Below are 19,819 nucleotides of genomic sequence, written 5' to 3'. Positions count from 1 at the left end.
GGGCAGATTGGAGAATTCCAACCAACCTTTAAGTAATTGCAGGTCGTTTCGGTGACCCAGACTTCAAACTGCTTGCCATATAAGGAGTTTGAGATGAGCTCTAAAGTTTCGAGCAACCTTTAAGTAAGTTGGGTTATGGCCCACTATCTCTCGGTTGTTGATTTTTAACAGCTTCATCTTTAGCTACTTTTCTTTCTTCTTTCAAGGAATATAATATTTCTCGAAGAATTCATTATTTGGCTCTTCAGGTTTTACCGATAAAGCCTCTAAGAATTCTTTCTCGTCAAATATTACGCGATTTCGTTCGTCAAATTTAGCATAAATCATGTGGCATCTCTTTTTTAAAAGTTCTATGGCTTCTGGAGAAGGCTTATATGGTTCTTGCTCCCTAATAAACCCAATTATGGGTTTATTGGTGCATAGAGCAATCGGAAAGGCTGTCGTTCTTATGCTTCCAAATATAAAGGCATCAACTGAATCTAAGTAATCTTGAAAAAGTCCCTTGGTCAATACCTTAGCCCTGCTTTCAAAAACACCCTCCACCTCTAATATCCTATCTGGATGAACTTTGTAAGTTACATTGTATCCAGCTTTTCCTAAGAGATCCACAATTCGCAATTCTAAGTCTAAATGCATGAAGGGTAACGAAAAAGTTCCCTGGGGTTTTCTCCATTGATTATGGGGAAAACCTATAAGCATGACCCGCTCAATGCCCTTAGATAACGGTTTATGCCCATATTTTCTCCATAGTTTGAGATATTCATAGCTATCACCAGATCTTATAGCTACCTTATTATTTCTGAGAGGTTTGTAATTATTCTTAATCTTTTCAAGAAGCTTAATACTTTCTGGGGTATATGTGATGAATTCATCTGAGAGTGCAAATTCTGAAAAGGCGAAGGTAGGAGAATCATAAAAACCTGTGAAACCACCATGTGTAAAACTGGTAACCTTCCAGCCTTCCTGTCGCCCGGCAATACAAAGGGCCTTATGAAATGGATTACCCAGATCCGATATTAACAGATGGATTTTGTTTTTTCCCTTAATTTTATTTTTTATTAGATGTAATATTTGGGCAGCATCTATCAATTTACTTTTTGTTAATTGTCTCAAATGATCTATATGATCGTCAAGAAGCATTATTTCATTCTTATTAGCGATTGACTTCAATTCGTCTACCATAGTTGATGAGACATTTTCTATACTATCCTTTAATCTATCAGGCACTTTATAAGAAACATCTTTTGGCAGCCAATCCCAGGGGTAGGTTGCAGAAACCCAATACGGTAAATTTCCTATATACTGCTTTATCAGAGAACTCGTTGAGCCGCACAATCTTGCCGATATTTTCCCTTGGCCAACGGCATTAACCAATTTAATACCCAGCTTCTGCTTATTACACACAAGGCTTTTAATATGTCCCTTCATTTTACCCTTAATTTTTTTCACCAAACTATCGGCGTAAGGATTATTATAAGCATCTTTCTTTTTTGAAAATCCATAAGCTGTAGGAAGGTTGCCTGTCATAAGATGCTTATACCACAGCGTCTTATCCGAAAATAATACCTCTAATCCCCGGGACTTCACTTGCTCTAAAACCTTTACCGCATGTAAAAATTGCTGATATTCACCGCGTAAGGTCCCTTGCACCAGAAGCAAATCGCTCATTTCTATCGGCTGGGTATTAATCTGGTTTATTACGCATCGCTCAATATCTCTACAGAGGGCTATAAAATCTCTATCAGAGACAGGCCAGAAGAACTCATCCTGCCATTTTTTTATTCCGTATTCCTTTAGGGCAAATATATCGACTGGGAAGGATCTTGGGGATGAAGCCATCTTTTTATTTTTCAACCTCTCTGATTATCACAAAGGCCTCAGCCACAGAAAGTCCAACCTTTGTGCCCCATTTTTGGGCGCTGATAGTGACAGCCTCGATTGATCTTGGATGAGGAAAGTCTCGGATTTCACTTTGATAGGTCTTGATTGCCTCGATCTTTTTATCTAAAGTGTCTGAAATATCTACAAAAACATTAGGAAGGAAGGCCCTCTCCGGTGATGGATCAACCCAATCCGTGGAAGAAGGCACCTCAAAACTCAATATCTTCCTTACCTGATTATTGCCTTGGGGTCGGGTAGCAGTCATAACCGCCTCAAAGACTATTCGATGATCGATATTTAAATCACCTCGATGATGGGTATAAATTACATCTGGTTTGACCTGGCTGATACTCTTCTCAACAATCTTTACTATATCCAACATATCTATCGAATCAAATCTATTATCAGGAAGTCTATGATAAGAAATATCTTTTACGCCCAATATCTCTAAGGCCCTTCGGGAGTCATTTTCGAGTTGTTGAATCTCTTCCTTCTTAGCCTCTTCACGCCTCTGGTATCTGGAAGTTATTCCCTCACCCAAGATACCAACCGAGACTTTATCTCCCTGATTAGTGTGTCTGACTATCGTTCCACCCATCCCTAAGATCTCATCATCTGGGTGGGCAGCAATTACCAGGATCCTTTCATATCTTTTCAAATACTTCATCTGTTTTATCCTCTGATCCAAAAATTTCTTGTAACTACTCAAACACCAAGACACTAAGTCACGAAGAAGAATTGACAATAACCCACGGATGAGTAAAAACTTCCTTGCTTCATCTATTTTGTTTGGGTCTTTACCTCCATCCTATCACCTTACCAATCCTTCCCTTTCTATTATCCACATAATTTCCTCATCTGTAATTGTTGCTTTTTTGGGGTTGAGATATATTGTCAACAACCATATCTTTTGCTCTTCATCAACAACATAGGTAATAATCCTATAACCACCACTTTTTCCTTTGGAAACATCTGAACTCTTCAGCCGTATTTTGTAAATTCCCTTGCCAAAAGCAGTTCCTGTCTTTGGATTTTCTTTTAAAATCCTAGACAATTCTAAAAGATCGGTTTTGATATGAGGATAGCTTTTGTGAAGAATGCGGACTTGTTTTTTAAAATATTCTGTGGGGATTGCCTTATAGCTCATTTAAAAAGCTCTCAAGGGTTTCTTCTTCTAATTTCCCCGTCTTTTGCATCTTTACCTCCTGGCAAGCTTGCTTAAGACCAAACAGAATTTTTTGCTTTTCCCTTAAGCTATCTAACTCTTCAGTTATATCCCTCCATACCTTAAGTGGTAGGACAATCTCTTTAGCCCTACCTTTTTTATCAGTGATATACCTTAAAGAAGAATTAGCTAAACTTGACATAATCTACCCCCTAATTAAAATTACTTGGTGGCCTACTTACGTTAAAACAGCAGGTAGAGTGAGCCATTCCGAAAGGGTCCAGACGTGATCGTTATTTTTGTGGGGAAAATTAATTGCTCCCTGTTTCAATTATCGGCAAATATGGATATATTTGTACCGTTTCCTAACATCTTGAACACTTGACACTTTGATTATGGCCAGCGAAAAGGCCGAATTTGCCCGCCTTTGGCCGCAAAATCAGCCTTTCGGCTGACTCACTGACTGTTCAACATGTTAGGTTACACTACAAATATGGATATATTCTTTTAATTTAAGTAGGCCACCAACGAATTACCTATCTTTTACAAAATCCCGACCTGCCTTAATACCCCAGCCAATCTTGGCTCTTGCAGGGCATACTCCTTTAATGCCTTCTCAAGCCTTTCCTCTCTTTCCTCAAGCTCCTTTGCCTTTTTGACAGCAGGGGCAAGGGCTGTTCTCCTGTCCCAGATGACAAAACCAACCAAGGCAAACATTCCGGCTAAAATGACATAGAGAAGATCTTGTAAACCATCTATCCTTGTGTTTACATCATCTATCCTTGTGTTTACATCATCTATCCTTGTATTCATCTCCTGCTTTAAATCATCTATCCTTGTGTTCATCTCCTCCCTTAAACTCTGAACCTCATCTTTTACAATCTGGCGTATCTCCTCAATATCCTGCTTGGTTAAATCTGCATAAACAGGAGTTGCCCATATCATCCACAAAACCATTAAATAGCCTACTCTCTTCTTCATCCTTCTTCCCTCCTATCCTTATTCCTTTATCCTCTAAAGGCCTTTGCTGACTTTGATGCCCATTTGATCAATATCAACATCACAAATCAATCCCTTCTACTCGACTTCTACATATGGGGCTAAAAGAACAAAAGCTACTACCCCTCCCCTGGTAGTATCATTATAACGGAAAAGTTCAGAAAAACCTGCTTTCTTAAAGGCCTTAATAGAAGCAATATTCTGTTCTTTCGTTCTGGCCAGGATTAGCCTCCTCTTTGTCTTTAAAAAGAATAAGGGACAAGATCTTGAAATCAGTTGAGGGCCAATTTTCTTGCCTCGCTTTTCAGGAGCCACATTGACACTTATCTCGGCAAAGACACCATCCTTAATGTCAAACCTCACCACGCCGCATTTTTCACCCTTTTCATCAACTCCAATAAAGAATAGCCTATTGGAATCATCCATCGCCTTCCTGAACCACTTTTGGTGTTCCTCGTATGGCACTACTTCACTCTCAAAGAATTGTTCTCTGGTCACCGGATCATTTCTCCAGCGATAGAGGTCATCACAGTCATCCATTGTGGCTTCTCGCAAGGTTATCTCATTCAACCTTGATAACTCCCTTTTTAAATTTCAAATAAAGATGGTTAGGCAGAAAGTCAAGATTTCACCACAGAGGACACAGAGAGCACAGAGGAGCATTGAGGTAACTATAGTCCAATCAGTCTATTATAGAAAACCACATTCCTGCCTCTTAGGTGATTTTTCTGTTCTTTAAGACTTTTTGCCGCATCATCTCTTATACTATTACCCCGCAACATTTGCGTTGTGCGCGAGAATGTTACATGAAGCTCGATGCTCGATGCTCGATACTGGATATTCGATACTGGATATTCGATACTGGACACTGGATCCTTTACCCGCATCGAGCATCGAGAATTATTTGGTTGCGGCTCTGCCGCGCTATGCTCCTGGAGGTGTATTTCACTTCCCGAGAAAAGGGTTAAATATATCCTGGTGTGGCTAAAGCGATAAACCTCCCTAAACAACCGTTAGGTTGTTCCGTTTGGTTGCGGCTTCGCCGTGTTAGGTCTGTAACTTGGAAAATTTCAGCCTGATCTGTTGCTTTAACCAAAAATATTCCAAAAACCCTCTGCCATTATCTGAACCTGGTCAAAATTAACTCAATCTTACCACTTCTTGCCCTAAAATTACCCCTTCTTTTAACCGCAAGCTTTCAAACAAAAGTGAACCGTCCCGTTTTTTTCAAAAAACCTGGTTTCTCAAATTGTCAAACCTGATGGAGAACTTATGCCGTGCTGGACTATGCTGCACGAACGACCTATCTTTTTATATATTGAATCGTCCCGTCAGGAATGATCCCGACTCTAAGTTCTTCAGAGCCATGACGTGCTTGCAGTTGTTGGATAATTTCAACCCAATCTTTTTCCCACGTGATTATCTCCTGATTCTCAAAAGGGTCAAACGTAATGGTGTCTTTATACTGAGAATAGACAATAACTTTTTTGTCTTCAGGCAACTGAACTCTTGTGACAGCCTGTTTGCCCCCAATAAATTTCCCAAACCAGCGCATGAGATAGTGAGTCATCTGGCCAGAGGGAGAATTCATGATCAGGACACAGGTTCCATCCTCTTTAACAGTCTCTAATCCTGCCAATAAAGCGATATCTCCTTCATTGACCTTAAGATGGGCATTAGAGATAACTACGTCCAGATCGTCATAGGTTTTCGTGACATAAATTTTATCGGCCACTTTTACTCCCTCACTATACTCGGCCATCGTCTCACCTGCAAACAAGTCAATGATTTGACCTTTGGTATTGACCAGGACATCGATTTTGAAATCCACCCCTATGAGGGCCAGAGCATCTTCGATTTCACGCATCATGGGGTTTTCAAAATTGATCCTCCCTTTTTCGCCAGGAGTCAAGAAAGAATGAAAGGCGTCAATCGTGTCTATGTGAGCCATTCCCGGTAAAAACAGCTTCCCTCCACCAGAGTATCCAACATACAAATGGGGGAGAATAGCCCCAATCCCAATTTTGAAATCACATTGCATTAGTTCTGCATTAATCTTAACCACCATTCCGCTTTTAGTTTTACCAACCTCGACACAATTTTCATAACAATTATGGTTGTACACTCCAAATCTTTCAACGATTTCATTTCCTATCTTCTTGCGAAAATCTTCTGCTGTATGGGCCCCATGACTTCCCAGGGATATGAGAAAACGAATACAATCGTCCCTCATACCAGCTTTAGATAAGGCCTCAAGAATATAGGGAAGGAGTAAAGATGCTTCGGTTGGTCTGGTTATGTCATCTACCACGATAGCGACTTCTTTTTTTCCTTTGGCCAGTTCTTCTAAAGGAAAAGTGCCAATGGGATTACTTATTTTACGTTTGATCTCCTCCTGACCAAGTATCGGAAGATAGTCACCTTCCATGCCACAAATTTTAATGTCCCAATTATGAGGAAACACTAAAGGTAAGGGTTGCCTGTCATACCAAAAATATTGAGGTAGCACCACCTTTTGCAGGTTATTTTCCAGAGTAACTTCATACATTGGTACTTTCAACTTGCAGATGACAACTCTTCAAATAAATGTTGCCAATAACGTCTAAATCTTAACTGTTTGGAAAAATCTCGATAATCCGGAATGTCTGAGCGCATTTGTCCGGTAATAGCATAGGTAATCATCTCCCGGAAAAAGTTTAATCCAAGTCCGGTAGTAATTGGGAGAGTAGCATCTATCCTTGTATTGATTTCAATAAATCCTAAACCTCCTTCTATATCTCGACCAATTTCAATCTGGACAAAATAATCAAACCCCATCAGCTTGACAATGGACTCCGCATAAGTCCGAACATCCTGGTCAAAAACAATTGTGGCGATCTGGGTTGGCGGATTGATTTTAGGTAAGGGACCATTATTTCGAATAACTATGGAAATTACTTTTCCATGTGACACCAGGATATCCGCGCTGTATTTATCTCCCGGATACATTTCCATCATCAAATAATTGGGCAAGTCTTCTTCATGACCAGCAAAAAGTGTTTTGAGTTCTTCCAGAGAAATCCGGAAATGCTTTTCTCTACAAAAAGCCTCATATCGATCGTATTGGGAGGTGATGACTTTAAAACCTTTGCTTCCTCTCCCAAACTGAGGTTTAATCACAACCTCACGTTCAGGATATCCTAAACGTTTAGCAATTTTCTCGATATCTTCTAAAGTTTGGGGGACGTATGCTTCACTGGAACGAATACCTGCCTCTTTTAGTTTCATTATCATCCGGTACTTATTCGAGGCTAAAGCGATTTTCTCATAAGCCGAACAGGCAACGTCACATCCTCTACTTTGTAGTTCTTCTCTATATCGGGATAACGTCAGGCACTCTTCATCGCTTCCAGGAAAGATCAACTGAATATGATGCTTTTCCACAATATTAAGAATGGCCTGGATATATGTGTCGTCCATACCTGGTGGAACAGAATAGCAGCTCTCACAAAAACTTTGTCCCAGGATTTCCTCAGCAGGAGAAGCATCACACCCTACCACATGCACCTCATAATCAGGGTGCTCATAAATCAACTGAATAATAGAAGGAGCGACCTGTGAATTGACACAAGTCATCATAATATTGACACGCTGTTGTGACATACGAAATTTGGTGTTAGCAGTAATTCAAAAAAGGGGAAACCAATCAGACCGCATCCCAGGTAATTGGGGCGTCTTTAGCAATAGACTGCTTGGCGATTCTTCCAATGACGATATCCATGTATTTGGGAGCGATGCCCTTAACTTCTGAACGTTTTGTGATAATTTTTCCCTGTTCCAGACGTTCGCCTTCTCTAATATCTTCGGAAGCCACAAGACTTCTCTGAAATTGGTCGCGAATTGACCTCTCTTCAAGCACCGGCCCTTTCATCGAAGAACCAAAAGCAGCTTCTACCTCCCTTACCGCACTCACCATGCAGGCAAGTTCATCTGGTGTTACAGAGAAATGGTGATCAGGCCCTTCCATATCCCGATCAAGAGTAAAGTGTTTTTCAAGAATTTTAGCACCCATTGCTACGGCAGCAACAGCACAATTAATCCCTATGGTATGGTCTGAAAAGCCAACAGGATATTTAGGAAAAGCTTCAGCCAATGTTCGAATGGCAAGTAAATTAACATCCTTGGGCTGAGTGGGGTATAATGACGTGCATTGTAAAATCCCCATCTGCTGTTGTCCTTTCTTCTCTAAGAATCTGACGGCTTCGTCCACTTCACTCAGATATCCCATACCCGTAGACATAATAACAGGCCGTCCCAATTGAGCAATTGCTTCCAGTAAAGGAAAATTAGTTATATTGGTCGAAGAAATTTTGATGGCTGGCAAATCCAATTGTTCTGCATACAGTAAGTCGGATGAATTAACAAAGGTCGCAAACATATCAATATTTAACATCCTTGCCTGGTTTACAAGTGTCGCCCATTCTTCCAAAGATAACTCGACTTTTTTAAAGATAGAATAGGAAGGGCTCGTCCTGGCATAGCTGTTATCAGCACTAATGATTTGCATTTTAACCGCATCCACCCCACTTTTTACAGCTTGTTCCAACATCTTGGTGGCAATATCCAGGCTGCCGTTATGGTTAATTCCAATTTCTGCGATAATATAGGTTGGGTGACCAGCACCAATAGGTTTGCTATTAATGACTAACATGAAATGATAGAAATTTGTAAGCGTTCAGGTGGTGTAAGAATTTGATGCATACCCTGAACGGCTACTCCGTTTCGTGAAATACCGATTTATATTCGCCGTCTTTTTCTTTTTCACAAAGGTGTTTATAATAACCGAACTCCTCGTTATAAATTTTTATGTATTCCTTAAGGATCTCCGGCGGTATCCATGTAATGTCGCTTCTCTCTTGAAATCTGGAAGATATATTCCTTCCGATCCAATCCTCAAGTTTTGCCGGAGGAATATATCCATTACTGCAAGCTTGTTCATACATAGGGGTGCCAGGAAGCGGAAGATATATACAATTTTGAATAATTGCCTTAGGATTTATCTCCTTCAATCTCTTTATATGTCCGAGAGTATTCTTGAGATCGTCCACAGTTTCATAGGGGGTGGCAAACATAAAGGAGGCATAAAACTCTATTTCGTAATTGCGGCATATCTCGGCGCTCTCCTCTGCATCTTGCGGCTTCGTCTTCTTTCGCATATTCTCCAGGACGCGCAGAGAACCCGATTCGATTCCAAAGAAAACTGAAACGAGGCCGGACTCCTTTAACTCTGATAACTCTTCTTCAGAATAGCTCAGCAATGAATTTGCCCTCGCCTTTGCCTTCCATTTAATCTTTAGGCCTGATTCGACAAGCCAGCGGGCGATCTCCACTACACGATTCTTTTTTACAAAAAATGTCCCGTCTTGGAAGAAGATATTTTTAAATCTCAATTCGTTAACGACATACAGTATCTCTTCTTTCACCTGTTTGAGAGTCCTTTCGGAATAAGCCTTATCTCCTGTTGTACAGAAGGTGCATCTGTACGGACAGCCCCTTGCGGTAAAGATTGAAACCACATTATTGGGTGAGCGGTATTTTTCTACATCGATTAGATGAAAAGCCGGAAAGATATCGTAATCAAAGGAGATCGTGTCCGGATTGCCGTTATTATAGATTGTGCCTTCCTTCTTGTAAGTTGTGCCGGATATATCGGTAAGGTCTCTGCCGTAATAAGCTCTATTTGCTATTTCGGTCATAACATTTTCTCCAGGCCCGCGGACAGCAATATCGACGCACCCCGGTTCAACTGTTTCTTCCGGTTTGGCTGTAGCGTGGGGACCTCCCCATACTACAGGCAATTTCGGATTTGATTCTTTGCCGATAACCGCCGCATCAAGTGCGTCTCTGATATCGGCGCTCGTCATCGACGTAACCCCTAAACAGAGGGCGTTACCAAGAGAGTCTTTTAAAAGGCTCTTCCAGTTAGGCTCGGTCCTTGCATCTATGATAATAGGCGTGAACCCCTCTCTTTCTAAGAAGGGGCCGATATACAAATAAGGAAATGGGAACCAGTGATAATCGCTATTCTCATAGCCCGGATAGAATAAGATAACTTTGCCCTTTTTCATAGATGGACTCCTTTACTTACTTTGTAACTGTTTAGCCCTATCACGTCCTCTGGCCGCAACCAAAAATACGAGAATAAGTTTCGAGTTTTGAGTTTCTGGTTCCAAATCTCCTCCAAACTCAAAACCTGAAACTCGAAACTGAGACTTCCTTGGACTTTTAACCTCGAGCGAATAATTCTCGCGGACAACACAAATGTTGCGAGGTAATACTATACAACACCTCTCCCTTACTTAGAGTTCTGTGATAACCGATCTTTTCCTCTCCTCAATCACAGCGCAAATCTCCTCTGTCACCTCTAATCTCCTCGACCTTTCTTAACACCCCAACGGCTTTTTCCTTAGCTTCACATGCTTCTTCCTTTGGATAGATTATGGGAATATCTGCTGGATACTTAGCCTCAATGTAATATTTATTGAGAACCTCAATATCTTCTCTTAACACTTCAAGTGTAGAATCATGCATAATGCATCGATTAAGTAGCTCTATTAAATCATGACTCCATGGGGGGACCTCATCTTTATAAAGAAGATACCCTTTTAGAGATTTTTCTGCTACCTGATGGCAATGATAGCAGGCTGTATCTGTCGGCGGATCTTCTTCATAATATCTCAAAATAGCCTCGGCGGCCCTCAAATTATTTCTTGCCTTAAGAAACCAGTCTTCGTAACTCTCCGAATCAACGCGCATAAAGAACCTTCCCTTCCGTCAATATTCCTTTTATGAATGGATTATTCCTCTTTAAACTCAATTCTACTTCTTTAGGAGTATAAACTAAGGCATCTAAGGCAAAAAGTCTGTCCGGGAAAAGTCGAGATATTTTCATGCTTCTATTATCTCTTCTAAGATGTGAATCCACAATTACAAAAAGGTCTATATCACTATGATGATGCGGCGTTCCATCTGCATAAGAACCAAAGAGAATGATTTTATCCGGATGTATCTTTCGAACAATTTTATGAGTGATAGCCTGGATAATTTCTTCTGTAATAACTGGTCTCTTTTTCTTCTCAGTCGCCGCCTCCATCTCATTTGCTACCCTTTCTACTCCTCTACCATCAACCAACTCCCTGCCTTTCCTGCTCATCTCTTCTCGCCTCGCTTTATTATCAATCAAATCCTCTACTGCCTCTTTGATACTTTCTTCAGTAACATCCTCGAACCAACCCAAACTAACAGAGTTGCCATAGTTATCCAGGCCATCGGCAAGCTTCTTTTGATTATCAGCCAAGACCAGGATGATGTTCGGCACCCCAAGATAGGCCAATTCATAACAAGTGCTTCCACCGGCACTGATGGATAGATCGGCTCTTTCCATTAAGTTAAAGATATCTTGAGGATCTCTCAAAAGTAGAAATCGGTTATCTGCCGCCATCTCTTTTCTGAGAATCTCCTCGTATTGGTAACCGGGTCCAATAATCACCGTAATCTCAATATCATTCTTAATCCTCTTGAGTGCCTTAACTGCTTTCAGAGTCTGATTATTCAAATCACTCCCCCCAAGGGTGATCAAGATATTCTTGGCTATCTCCTTTATTTCTTCCAGGCCATGCTTACCTCTAAGTTCTTTTTTTAGAAGGGCATATTTTGCGCCTAATAACAGCTTGGTATACCTTTCTGTGGAATAATCACTAAGCTTAGCCTCAATATTTTGATTGAGCACAATATCCGAGCAGAAGTGCAACTTTGCCAGGTCATCGATGCTCATCAAAGTAACACCCAGCCTCTTTAGTTCCTCAAGATAATGCTGATTGATCTCATAAGAATCGGTGATGACTAAATCAGGCTTGTGCTTCCTGATCAATTTAATGGTCAGATTCAGGTCTTCCTTTAAATCTATCTTTGCAGGCAACCGTTCTATTAAATGACCGTTAGAGGTAATCCTCTTACCTATCTCTTGGTCGATATCCCTGGTGATAAATATACTTTGAATGGCCTTCTCTCTTAACCCCTCAGCCAGGCTTAAGCATCGCCTAATATGCCCCCATCCGATATGTGGGCCGCCATCAACCCGGAAGATAATTTGTCTTTTCATCTTGATTTCTGGTTGAGAATTCCAACTAAAATCCCCTCTACCCATTCTCCAAAAATATCTGGCAGTTGCAAACCTTGAAAGCTTATGCACTCACTTCAGATTAGTCTTTTATATCCTCGTAAGTAATAAGTTGGATATTCAACTCCTGACAACTTTTTCGTCCCTCATCTTTCATATTTACAGCAACAAAGATCATTTTGGGAAGGACACCTGTTATTTGCTCGTAAAGTTTACCTTTACGATGTAAAATAGTTGCATCACCTGAACCTGCTGATGACTTTATCTCTACCAGATAATCCTCTTCATCTTTGACTAAGATATCTCCTTGTATCTCCTGAGGATAGCCAAAAACAAATCCATCCCTATCTTGGACTTTCCACTCCTTTACCTCTGTTACCTTAAGATTTTTTAGCAGAAGTTCTTTTAGGGTATTCCTAATAGTGGATTCAGCAAGAATTCCCCATCGTGCCCCGACAGTATCCACTTTTATTCCTAAATCTTTTATCTCCTTTGATTGAAGTTCAAACCCTCTGTGCATCTCTTGAACTAAAGATTCAAACCTGCGGTCCATTTCTTCAAACCTGCGCTCCATGGCTTCAAACCTGCGATCCATCTGAGCTTGCATCGCCTCAAACCTGCGATCCATTTCTTCAAATCTACGATTGGTTTCCTCACGACTAATCCGGATTTCTTCTAAGACCTGTCTTAATTCATCTTTTGTAGCTAATGTCTCGCTCAAAACAACTGAGACCTCACGCCTGAATTGAGCATCTTTTTTTAAAAGTAATGGCAGCATCTCAAGAATATGCCTTTCCTCTTCCTTTAATTTCAGCATTCTTCCTGGCATAATACCCTCCTTTGTAATTTAGAAGTCGCTTTACCTTCGGCGGAGATTGAATTTCAAAAGGCTAATAATATCAATCTCTCCATCAAATGGCTGTTGCGGACAATCCTCTTCCCTACCTCTGGATCGATATCCTTAGTGATAAATACGCTCTGAATTTTCTTCTTTCTTAACCCCTCAGCCAGGCTTAAGCATCGCCTAATATGCCCCCATCCGATATGTGGGCCGCCATCAACACGGAAGATAATTTGTCTTTTCATCCTGATTTCTGGTTGAGAATTCCAAGTAAAATCCCGTCTACCCATTCTCCCTTGTAGAAATACTGTTTCGTTCTGGTCCCCTCCTCTATAAAACCGGCTTTTTTAAACGCCCTTATCGAACTCGGGTTATTCACATAACAACCTGCTGTCAACTTATGAAGATTCAATTTATTAAAGGCATAATCAACCACTAATCTGATCGCTTCAGTTCCAAAACCTTTTCCCCAACATGTTCTTTCTCCAATAATTATTCCTACATCTGCAAAGCGGTGTATCCAATTAATAGGCCCTATCTTTATATTTCCAATATGCTTATCTCCTTCCTTTACAATTATGGCCAAAAATACAGAGTCGCCCTCTTTTTCTATTTTGGTTATAAAGTTTTCTATCTTCTCTCTGGAATAAGGATAAAACCGACTTTCTGTGTACTGGGTTACTTCATTATCGTTCATCCAACTATAATAATCTCCGTTTACATCAGAAAGCCGAACTTCTCGCAAATAGATGCGTTCCCCCTCGATAAATGGTTTAATCTCCACCTTTAATTATGCCCTCCGAAAGACGGGTTGAACTATCTCCCCTTCCACCATATCCCGAACATTTTCGGCCTCAATCCCTTTCTTCATAAGGCTCAATGTCTCTTTGTATGCTAAAAGGGTCTTCTCTATGTCGTGGGCTGTATGACTGTAACTCAAGTTTTGGCCGCCCGAGATCAAAATACTTCTCTTTATCATTTCTTGTTGAAAGAGGCTTTTTAGGGCTAGATCATCCTTTCCCTCGCCGTCTTTAAAGGTAATCACTGTTCGAGGCGGATATCCGATACATTGGGTGTATGGGGTAAGCCCCAAGTTTTTAGCTATATAGTTATAGCCGTCTCTTAACCTTACTCCCTGTCTCCATAAATGATCAATTACCTTTTCGTCCTTGATTACTTTTATGGTCTTAATAGCGGCAGCCAATGATAATGCCTCTCCTCCAAAGGTGAAGGAATAAAAGATATCATCGAATATCTCCATAATCTCTCTTTTCCCCACAATGGCTGAAATAGGCATTCCATTAGCCATCGCCTTACCAAAGCAGGCCAGGTCAGGAGTTACGCCAAAGAATTCCTGAGCCCCCCCCAGAGAGAGCCTAAATCCTGTAACAATTTCATCAAATATCAACAGGGCGTTATTCTTATAGGTAAGCTCTCTTACCTTCTTCAAAAAATTATCCTCAGGCTCCACCACTCCTACCGGCTCCATTATAACGGCGGCTATCTTGTCTTTATATCTCTCGAATAATGATTCCAACGAGGAGATGTGGTTGTATTCAAAAGTAAGTGTCAAATCGCTGACCACCTTTGGCACCCCTTTATTCCGGGTAGTGGTTCCAATATACCAGTCTTGCCAGCCATGATAACCACAACAAGCGATTAGATCTCTCCCTGTATATGCCCTGGCGGCTCTAACCGCTCCTGAAGTCACATCAGAGCCGTTTTTGCCAAATCTGACCATCTCAGCACAAGGAATTATATCTACCAGCAATTCAGCCAATTCTACTTCGAGATAATGGGGCAGGGAAAAGGTGATACCCCTCTTAAGTTGCTCTCGTATGGATTCATTAACGGGTTCATAATTGTATCCCAAAATAACCGGACATAAGGCCATAATATAGTCGATATATTCATTGTCATCTACATCAAAGACATTACTACCTTCGCCTGATTTTAAGAATATCGGAGATACGCCCTGAACAAACTGAGTCGACCCTTTGCTAAACGTCTGAGTACAGGAAGGTATTACCTTTTTGGCTCGATTTAGAAGATTTCTCGATTGGGTTAGCTCTCTTTTTCTCTTTTCTATTGGTTCCTTCTGTTCCAATAAAGACTTATAATACCCCTCGTTTCTTATGATTCCTTCATTTATCTGGCTAAGACCCGGACAAATCTTCAACAGTTTTAGTATATCTTCCATATAAAAAATCTTGCCTTCTCTATACAGATTTTTATACACTTCCCTCACAAATTCAAGATCTTTCTCCTCATCTACACACCATCGCATTCCAAACAGATTAATATCATTCTCTACATTTGAAAGTTTGAACAGTTCTGGATGTTTTCTTATATAGGGGGTAACATGCTCCCTTTCCGAAGGCTGGCTTGCTTCTCTCCAGGCCCTTTCTAAGGCCTCAAAAGAGAAAACCTCAGTATCTAATCCATCCGGATAGGTATACTTAAATACGTTTGAGACATAATCAAAATTATCGCTCTTAAAATGCCTTATCACCTTATCTACGACTTTGGGATCGATTAATGGACAATCTCCAGTGATTCTAACGACAGTATCCAGGCGATACTTTCTGGCGGCCTGATAATATCTGTCCAAAACATCTGCTTCCGAGCCGGCAAAGGCATCTATGCCTATCGCCTCGGCCAATTCTACCACTATTTCATCCTCTTTCAGTGATGTGGTAGCCACTATTATCTTATCCAGCAATCTTGATCCCTTGAGGCGGCTCACCAGATGCTCTAACAAGGGCTTCCCCACTATCTCTTTCATAATTTTGCCCGGAAGCCTGGTTGAACCCATCCTTGCCTGAACAATAGCGCCAATCATACTTTTTATATCACTACTCAGCCACTAAGGAGTAAAGAGACCACCACCTTCTTCGGGCCTTAGTGTTTTGGTGGCTGAGCAGTTACCCTTTTTCATACCCTGGCCTTCCAATTATAAGGAAGGATTATTTGTTCATCGTGAATCTTTAATGATTTCACCAGTTCATAGAGATTCTCTACTTTATCCAGGTATTCTACAGAAGCTACATTCTGCTTTAAATGCTCCATAGAATCGATCCCGATAATTACTCTATCAATAAATGAATTAAGCAGAACAAAACACAGGCATAAAGAATTGAGGGGTATGTTATAACCGGCTGAAATTCCTCGTAGTTTCGCTACCTTATCTCTTGCCGGCTTAAAATCCTTATCAATTCTATCCATTTCCAGAAAAAACAATCCCTGCAAAAAGACAGATCTGGTATAAATCTCTACCCCCATTTTCTTCAAAATTGGGAAATACTCATCAAATCTTTGGTCAAAGATATTGTAGGGAACCTGAATAATATCAAAATGAATATGGTTATTCAATAAATACTCTAACTCATCCGGTCTGTATAAAGATGCCCCTATTTTAGAAATCAGTCCTCTCTGCTTAAGAGATTCTAATACCTTCCATAGGTCTTTATATTTAAGTATGTTATCAAATTTATGGACTAAATAGCCGTATATCTGGGGTTGTTTCAACCGGTTCAGGGTCTTGGCGCAATATTTTTCGACCACCGAAACATCTTTATTCGAAATACCTTCCTTCTCTAAATAAGGCAACTTAGAAATTATATTAAAATTCTTACCGGATTGCGAGATAAACTCTCCTATAATTTCTTCACTTTCCCCATAAGAATATGCTGTGTCTAACGTATCTATACCTTCTTTATGAGCCAACTCTAATATAGTGAATGCCTCTTTCTCCGTAAGTTTTCCCACCCGATTGGCAATTCCGTATGGCAATCCAAATTGAACGGTACCTAAGGCAAGCCTTTTCAACAACATATATTATCTTACTCTTCCCCAATAATTATTCTGCTTCGCATCTGATAACCCTTTGAGTAGACTTAATTACCCTTTCAACATCCTGATCATTCATCTTAGGAAATATGGGAAGACTCAAAGCCCTTTCATAAAACTGTTCGGCTTTTGGATAAGCCCCTTTTTTATATCCCAGATTCTGTTGATAATAAGGCTGCAGATGAACAGGGATATAATGAACCTGCACCCCTATGCCTTCTTTTCTCAGATTCTCAAATACGTCTCTTCGATTCAACCGGCCTGATTTCACCTGAATCACATATAAATGGTAAGAAGCTTTCACCTTCTCTCTCTCGCCAGGGGTGATTACCTCATCCATATCCTTGAAAGCCTTGGTGTATTCAGCCGCAATATCTCGCCTTCTTTCTACAAACCTATCGGCTTTCTCTAACTGCTTAATACCTAAAGCACATTGAAAATCAGTAATCCGATAATTGTAGCCTAACGCCTGCATCTCATAATACCAGGGACCTGGGGATGACGGAAAAGCCAGATCCGTATTAACAAAATCTTCTGGATCTCTGGTTATTCCGTGGTTTCTAAAAATCTTCAACCTCTTATAAAGCTCCTCATCGTTGGTTAAGACCGCTCCTCCTTCGCCCGTGGTAATATGTTTAACCGGATGGAAACTAAAGACCGTCATATCCGAATGCTTACAACTACCAACCTTCACCCATTCTGACTTCTGTATTCTGTATTCTGCCCCTAAGGCATGACAGGCATCTTCGATTATGATTAGATTATTCTCTTTAGCAATCTGGCCAATCGCTTCTAAATCACATGGATGTCCGGCAAAATGAACGGGAATTATGGCCTTAGTTTTTGAGGTAATCCTCTTCTTTATCTCCTCCGAATCAATATTAGCCGTATCTTCCTCTATATCGGCAAAAACAGGTCGTCCTCCGCAGTATAACACACAGTTACTACTGGCGATAAAGGTTATGGGCGAGATAATAACCTCATCATCCTTCCCTATTCCAGCCGTTAGACACGCCATATGAAGAGCCGCTGTGCCGCTCGATACAGCTACAGCAAATCTTGTCCCACAATATTCGGCTAGCCTACCTTCGAACTCTTCTATCTTTGGTCCTTGAGTAATCCAATCAGATCTAAGAACCTTTACTACGGCCTCAATCTCATCGTCCTCGATCCATTGCCTGCCATAAGGGATATCGTCTTTCATGCTCAGATCATCTTTCTTAATTCTTCTGCTGTCAACCACCTATCGTTAGTATCGCTGGCATATCTAAATCCTTCAGAAAGGGCTTTGCCTCCTTCCAATCCTTTGTAAGATACATAGGGAGATTCAGGCTTGATAATAAAGAAATCATCAAACTCTAAGGTAAGCCTGGCATCATCTTCAGGAATCAAGACTTCATGAAGTTTCTCTCCAGGCCTGATACCTATAAACTCGTATCTGCATTCCGGGGCTACTGCTTTAGCCAAATCCACGATCTTCATACTGGGAATCTTAGGAACAAATATCTCGCCTCCACCCATTATGTCTAAACATCCAAGAACAAACCTTACTCCGTGCTCCAATGTGATCCAGAATCGAGTCATCCTCTCATCAGTGACGGGCAAGACGCCGCTCTTTCTCTTCTCTTTGAATATGGGGATGACGCTGCCCCTGCTACCCACCACATTGCCATACCTCACGGTGCTAAACTTCGTATGCGCATCTCCTGAGTAGGCATTCCCAGCCACAAAGAGCTTGTCTGCACAGAGCTTGGTAGCCCCATACAGATTTACAGGGTTGGCTGCTTTATCTGTACTTAAGGCAATTACCTTATCCACCTTTTGATCTATGGCGGCATTGATGACATTTTCGGCCCCAATAACATTGGTCTTTACTGCCTCAAAGGGATTGTATTCAGCGGCAGGAACCTGCTTTAGAGCCGCCGCATGGACGACAATATCGACTCCATGAAAGGCCCGGTGAAGCCTCTCTTTATCCCTCACATCACCGATGAAATATCTTATCTCATACTCTTCCATCCTGAATCTTTGGGCCATCTCAAACTGCTTCAGCTCATCCCGACTGAAGATAATCAGCTTCTTTGGAGTATTCTCCTTCAAAACAATCTCGGTAAATTTCTGGCCAAAAGAGCCCGTGCCCCCGGTCACCAATATCACTTTATTCGAAAAATCCATCTTTTCACCTCTGAATAAGTATTTACCTCATAGGCCCTTTCACTGGCCGAAGTATATGGCAGCCTATCCCATTTGTCAAGACAATTCTGATGAGTGGCCAAAATTCGACTTTTTGCCTAACCATCAAGGCTTATTACCACTCAAAACTCTGGATTACTTCCACGCCTTTCTTATTTGCATATTCAATCACTGTTTCCCTGGCATAATGCGTTACCGCCAGAAGGAATCTTTCTCCTCCATCAATTCCCTTTAATTTTGCTGACAATTCCAGTAAATCATCTATATCATCCTTTCCCAGTTGTGACTTTGCCTCCCCAATAATTACCACCTCTGTCCCTTTATCTATACGCACACCCCGGCTGAAAATATTAATCTCGCCCTCCTCCTTGATCCCCAAACTCTTTATACTCCGGCGTAAAAACCTCTCCTTTACCTCTAACCCATATCTATCTTTGAGTATACCGGGCAATACCCTGTAGGCTTCATTTTCCAGCATAAAACCTAAGGTGGCAGTAACACCTCCTAAATCACTTCTGGTATTCTTTAGATCAGTTTTCAGCTCATCTTTGGTATCTTTCAGCTCACCTTTTAGCTCCCTTCGAGTGTCCTTCAAGGCCAGAGCCAATTCTTTAATCTCTTTCTGAGCCTCCTTCTGGGCCTCAGCTAACTCTTCTACCTTTAATTCTGTGCGTTTCTGGGCCTCAGCTAACTCTTCTACCTTTAATTCTGTGCGTTTCTGGGCCTCAGCTAA

The 19,819-nt window shown here is 41.0% G+C and carries 21 protein-coding genes; 1 reads left to right on the top strand and 20 read right to left on the bottom strand.

Annotation, left to right across the window (positions count from 1 at the left end; all coding sequences use genetic code 11):
• Positions 1-201: 201 nt before the first annotated feature.
• The 6 genes from AB1797_05100 to AB1797_05075 form a co-directional block, all read right to left on the bottom strand.
• Positions 202-1,854 (bottom strand): hypothetical protein, encoded by a 1,653-nt coding sequence (locus AB1797_05100; GenBank protein ID MEW5766991.1) that lies wholly within the window; start codon positions 1,852-1,854, stop codon positions 202-204.
• Entirely contained in the window at positions 1,844-2,548 is a 705-nt protein-coding gene (locus AB1797_05095) for a PIG-L deacetylase family protein (protein ID MEW5766990.1), read from the bottom strand. The genes AB1797_05100 and AB1797_05095 overlap by 11 nt, the downstream gene beginning before the upstream one ends.
• A 144-nt stretch (positions 2,549-2,692) precedes the next feature.
• A complete protein-coding gene (locus AB1797_05090; GenBank protein ID MEW5766989.1) occupies positions 2,693-3,028 on the bottom strand; it encodes a hypothetical protein in 336 nt (111 codons plus the stop codon).
• Positions 3,018-3,248 (bottom strand): hypothetical protein, encoded by a 231-nt coding sequence (locus tag AB1797_05085; protein ID MEW5766988.1) that lies wholly within the window; start codon positions 3,246-3,248, stop codon positions 3,018-3,020. Before AB1797_05085 ends, AB1797_05090 begins: the two co-directional genes overlap by 11 nt.
• A gap of 341 nt (positions 3,249-3,589) precedes the next feature.
• Positions 3,590-4,027 (bottom strand): hypothetical protein, encoded by a 438-nt coding sequence (locus AB1797_05080; protein ID MEW5766987.1) that lies wholly within the window; start codon positions 4,025-4,027, stop codon positions 3,590-3,592.
• 96 nt (positions 4,028-4,123) lie between these two features.
• Entirely contained in the window at positions 4,124-4,615 is a 492-nt protein-coding gene (locus AB1797_05075; protein ID MEW5766986.1) for a GNAT family protein, read from the bottom strand.
• 149 nt (positions 4,616-4,764) lie between these two features.
• On the opposite strand from AB1797_05075, the gene AB1797_05070 reads away from it, so the two are divergent.
• Positions 4,765-5,013 (top strand): hypothetical protein, encoded by a 249-nt coding sequence (locus AB1797_05070; GenBank protein ID MEW5766985.1) that lies wholly within the window; start codon positions 4,765-4,767, stop codon positions 5,011-5,013.
• Between the two features lie 335 nt (positions 5,014-5,348).
• Here the strand turns inward: AB1797_05070 and AB1797_05065 are convergent, their stop codons facing one another.
• The 14 genes from AB1797_05065 to AB1797_05000 form a co-directional block, all read right to left on the bottom strand.
• Positions 5,349-6,593 (bottom strand): lactate racemase domain-containing protein, encoded by a 1,245-nt coding sequence (locus AB1797_05065; protein ID MEW5766984.1) that lies wholly within the window; start codon positions 6,591-6,593, stop codon positions 5,349-5,351.
• Positions 6,594-6,601: 8 nt separating this feature from the next.
• The gene (locus tag AB1797_05060) at positions 6,602-7,687 is read right to left on the bottom strand and encodes an ATP-grasp domain-containing protein (GenBank protein ID MEW5766983.1); all 1,086 of its coding nucleotides are present in this window, start codon (positions 7,685-7,687) and stop codon (positions 6,602-6,604) included.
• A gap of 43 nt (positions 7,688-7,730) precedes the next feature.
• A complete protein-coding gene (locus AB1797_05055) occupies positions 7,731-8,735 on the bottom strand; it encodes an N-acetylneuraminate synthase family protein (protein MEW5766982.1) in 1,005 nt (334 codons plus the stop codon).
• Between the two features lie 61 nt (positions 8,736-8,796).
• A complete protein-coding gene (locus AB1797_05050; GenBank protein MEW5766981.1) occupies positions 8,797-10,152 on the bottom strand; it encodes a radical SAM protein in 1,356 nt (451 codons plus the stop codon).
• Positions 10,153-10,417: 265 nt separating this feature from the next.
• Positions 10,418-10,840 carry a HEPN domain-containing protein gene (locus AB1797_05045; GenBank protein ID MEW5766980.1) on the bottom strand — a complete coding sequence of 141 codons (423 nt, stop codon included), beginning with the start codon at positions 10,838-10,840 and terminating at the stop codon, positions 10,418-10,420.
• Entirely contained in the window at positions 10,830-12,185 is a 1,356-nt protein-coding gene (gene pseG / locus AB1797_05040; protein ID MEW5766979.1) for a UDP-2,4-diacetamido-2,4,6-trideoxy-beta-L-altropyranose hydrolase, read from the bottom strand. Before pseG ends, AB1797_05045 begins: the two co-directional genes overlap by 11 nt.
• Positions 12,186-12,285: 100 nt before the next feature.
• Positions 12,286-13,032 (bottom strand): DUF3782 domain-containing protein, encoded by a 747-nt coding sequence (locus AB1797_05035; GenBank protein ID MEW5766978.1) that lies wholly within the window; start codon positions 13,030-13,032, stop codon positions 12,286-12,288.
• Between the two features lie 53 nt (positions 13,033-13,085).
• Positions 13,086-13,289 carry a hypothetical protein gene (locus AB1797_05030; GenBank protein ID MEW5766977.1) on the bottom strand — a complete coding sequence of 68 codons (204 nt, stop codon included), beginning with the start codon at positions 13,287-13,289 and terminating at the stop codon, positions 13,086-13,088.
• A complete protein-coding gene (locus AB1797_05025) occupies positions 13,286-13,828 on the bottom strand; it encodes a GNAT family protein (GenBank protein ID MEW5766976.1) in 543 nt (180 codons plus the stop codon). Before AB1797_05025 ends, AB1797_05030 begins: the two co-directional genes overlap by 4 nt.
• Before the next feature lie 6 nt (positions 13,829-13,834).
• Positions 13,835-15,886, bottom strand: coding sequence for an aminotransferase class III-fold pyridoxal phosphate-dependent enzyme (locus AB1797_05020; GenBank protein MEW5766975.1), 2,052 nt, complete (start codon positions 15,884-15,886; stop codon positions 13,835-13,837).
• 92 nt (positions 15,887-15,978) lie between these two features.
• Positions 15,979-16,878, bottom strand: a complete 900-nt coding sequence (locus AB1797_05015; protein ID MEW5766974.1) for an aldo/keto reductase — start codon at positions 16,876-16,878, stop codon at positions 15,979-15,981.
• 25 nt (positions 16,879-16,903) lie between these two features.
• Positions 16,904-18,097, bottom strand: coding sequence for a UDP-4-amino-4,6-dideoxy-N-acetyl-beta-L-altrosamine transaminase (pseC, locus tag AB1797_05010; GenBank protein MEW5766973.1), 1,194 nt, complete (start codon positions 18,095-18,097; stop codon positions 16,904-16,906).
• Positions 18,098-18,099: 2 nt separating this feature from the next.
• Positions 18,100-19,068, bottom strand: a complete 969-nt coding sequence (gene pseB / locus AB1797_05005; protein MEW5766972.1) for a UDP-N-acetylglucosamine 4,6-dehydratase (inverting) — start codon at positions 19,066-19,068, stop codon at positions 18,100-18,102.
• 133 nt (positions 19,069-19,201) lie between these two features.
• On the bottom strand, positions 19,202-19,819 hold a 618-nt coding region (locus AB1797_05000; protein ID MEW5766971.1), incomplete at its 5' end, for a hypothetical protein.

It is taken from the genome of bacterium (assembly GCA_040753085.1).
Taxonomy (GTDB): domain Bacteria; phylum UBA9089; class JASEGY01; order JASEGY01; family JASEGY01; genus JASEGY01.
Note: the sequence above shows the minus strand (reverse complement) of the source record. Positions and strands in the feature narration are given on the sequence as shown.